General features: G+C 38.9%; 1 protein-coding gene. It reads left to right on the forward strand.

The features are described 5' to 3' along the window. Nucleotides 1-286 precede the first annotated feature (286 nt). A partial coding sequence (locus PMI10_RS19595; protein ID WP_162129572.1) for a hypothetical protein occupies nt 287-2,601 on the forward strand: 2,315 nt, incomplete at its 3' end.

Genomic DNA, 2,601 nt, shown 5'->3' on the forward strand with positions numbered 1-2,601 from the left:
AGAATTTAATTTCATAAAAATTTTAAATTGTAAAAAACAGGAAGTACATCGAATAAATATGTATTTAGTCGAATTTGTATAAAAACAAATTGCAGAACAGTTACTTTTGTTTATTATATGTCGTTTTTGAGTTAATGTTTTAATTTCTAATGTTATAGATATTTGTATCATTATTTCAAAAAAATGCCCCAAAAATGCCCCAAAAATAAATTTAAAAATATAAATACCACTAACCTACATGATTCAAAAATTATTTTTGTTCGTTCTTTCTACGTTTTTTAAATTTTTGCCCAATAAGAAACGATTACTTTATACATTTTTATTTATTGCCCTTGGACTTGTGAATGGGTATGGTCAGACAAATACATGGACTGGTACTACGAGTACTGCTTGGGAGACTACAACAAACTGGTCTTTGAATCTTGTGCCAACAACTGCACATGATGTTGTAATACCCAATGTTATTAATAAACCAACTATTTCGGTAGCCGGAGCAGTTTGTAAAACTCTTAGCATAAATAATATTTTAGGAGGCAGTACAAATACTTTGACAATTACTTCTCCAGGGACTCTGGTTGTAAGTGGGGCAATAACAATGACAGCACCAACGGCTGGAACAATAAATACAACGATAGCTGTGGGAGCGGGTAGTTTAACAGCTGCTTCAGTAACTATGAATGATTCCGGTAATGATAATTTAGATTGCATATTATCTCTGTCTACCGGAGTTGTAAATATTAGTGGTAATATAACAATGAGTGGCAGTACAGCTAGAAATCAGATAGCTTTTTCAGGAGCTGGAACATTAAATATTGGTGGGACTATGAGTGGAGGTGGATTAACACCATCAACCGGTACCGTTAATTATAACAATTCTGGTACTCAAACTGTAGGAGCATATACTTACAACAATTTAATTCTCTCGGGTTCTGGCACCAAAACTTTTGGGGCGATTACTACAGTAAGTGGTAATTGGTCTATGATATCAGGTGTTTTGGCTAATTTGGGCGGATTTACTCATACTGCAGGAACGCTTGTTTTGGGAGGAGCCGGACCACTTTTAAGCTCTTGGGGGTCTACAACATCGGGCGCAACTAATACAACAAATGATTATTTTACAGGCACTGGAAGAATCAATGTTTCCTCGGCTCCTTATCCTGCTATTGATAATAATTATGCTTCTTATACTAGTGGTGTTACTGGTCAGGTAGCGGGTACTCAAGGTGAATATTCAAATCCGCCTACAAATACACTACCAGGATCATTAACTCTTTCTGCTCCGGCAGGTTCTGCTTTTATCAATGTTAAATTTGCGAGTTATGGCAGCCCGGGAGGAACTTCTCCAAATTTTACAATAGGAAGTTGTCATGCGTTTAATAGCAGAACTGTAACTACAGGTTTACTAGGTCAAAATATAGCAACTATTCCAGCCTCTGGGTCTTTTAATGCCACTTTTGGCGACCCTTGTTATGGTATAGTAAAATCGTATAACGTAGTAGCTACTTATGCAGAACCTTTTTGTACTACAAGCGGAGTTTCGTCTTTTGTTATAAACGGGTCACAACCAACAGGTGGAAACGGTACTTATACCTATTTGTGGGAAAAAAGCACGACAGGGCATAGTACTGGTTATGCTGCTGCATCAGGAACAAATAATGCTAAAGACTATACAGTTTCAGCGGGTACATCACAAACTACATGGTATAGAAGAACAGTAACTTCGGGTATTTACTCAGATGCTACAATTGTAATTGTGCAAGTGGTAACAGGACCACCTACTGTACCTACATCCTTTACTTCTGCCACTTCTTGTGCAGGTACAACCACGCTATCGGTTAGTGGAGGGTCATTAGGCGGGCTGGGAGGTTATGTCGAGTTCTCTACAGGTTCATGTGGAGGTACCGTTGTAGGAACATCGAATAGTATACCTGCTACTCTGGTAGTTAGCCCAACCGTTGGTAACACAACTTATTATGTTAGGTATAAAAATGCTTGTGGTAATACAACTTGTCTGTCTACGATTGCAACAAATACAGTTTCAATTGCTGCTGCAGCAAGTGCAACGGCAGTTTGTTTTAGTGCAGCTAGTCAAAATGCATCTCTTGCATATACCGCAACAGCTGGTACGCCTACTAAATATAGTATAGTTTGGGATACAGCTGCTGTTACAGCAGGATTAGTAAATCAAACAGACACATCTTTTGCTTTTGTAGCTACAGGAGGAACACTAAATACAATAGCTATTCCTGCGAATGTTCCTGCAGGAACCTATACAGGGATACTTACAGTAAAAAATGGTAGTAATTGTGTGAGTTTTAAGAATAATTTTACTGTAACGGTAAATCCAATACCAACGGTTACCAATTCACCATTAACCCAAACGATTTGTTCAGGCGGTAGTTCTGCTTTAGTTACCCTTACCTCTGGAGTTGCAGGGACTACCTTTGCATGGACGGCTACAGCTACAGCAGGAGTTTCTGGTTTTACCGCCAGCGGGACCAGTACGATTCCGGTACAGACAATCTCTACCACAGGAACAACACAGGGAACGGTTACTTATGTTATCACACCAACAGCGAGCGGTTGTCCGGGTACAGCAAC

It is taken from the genome of Flavobacterium sp. CF136, assembly GCF_000282055.1.
GTDB lineage: Bacteria > Bacteroidota > Bacteroidia > Flavobacteriales > Flavobacteriaceae > Flavobacterium.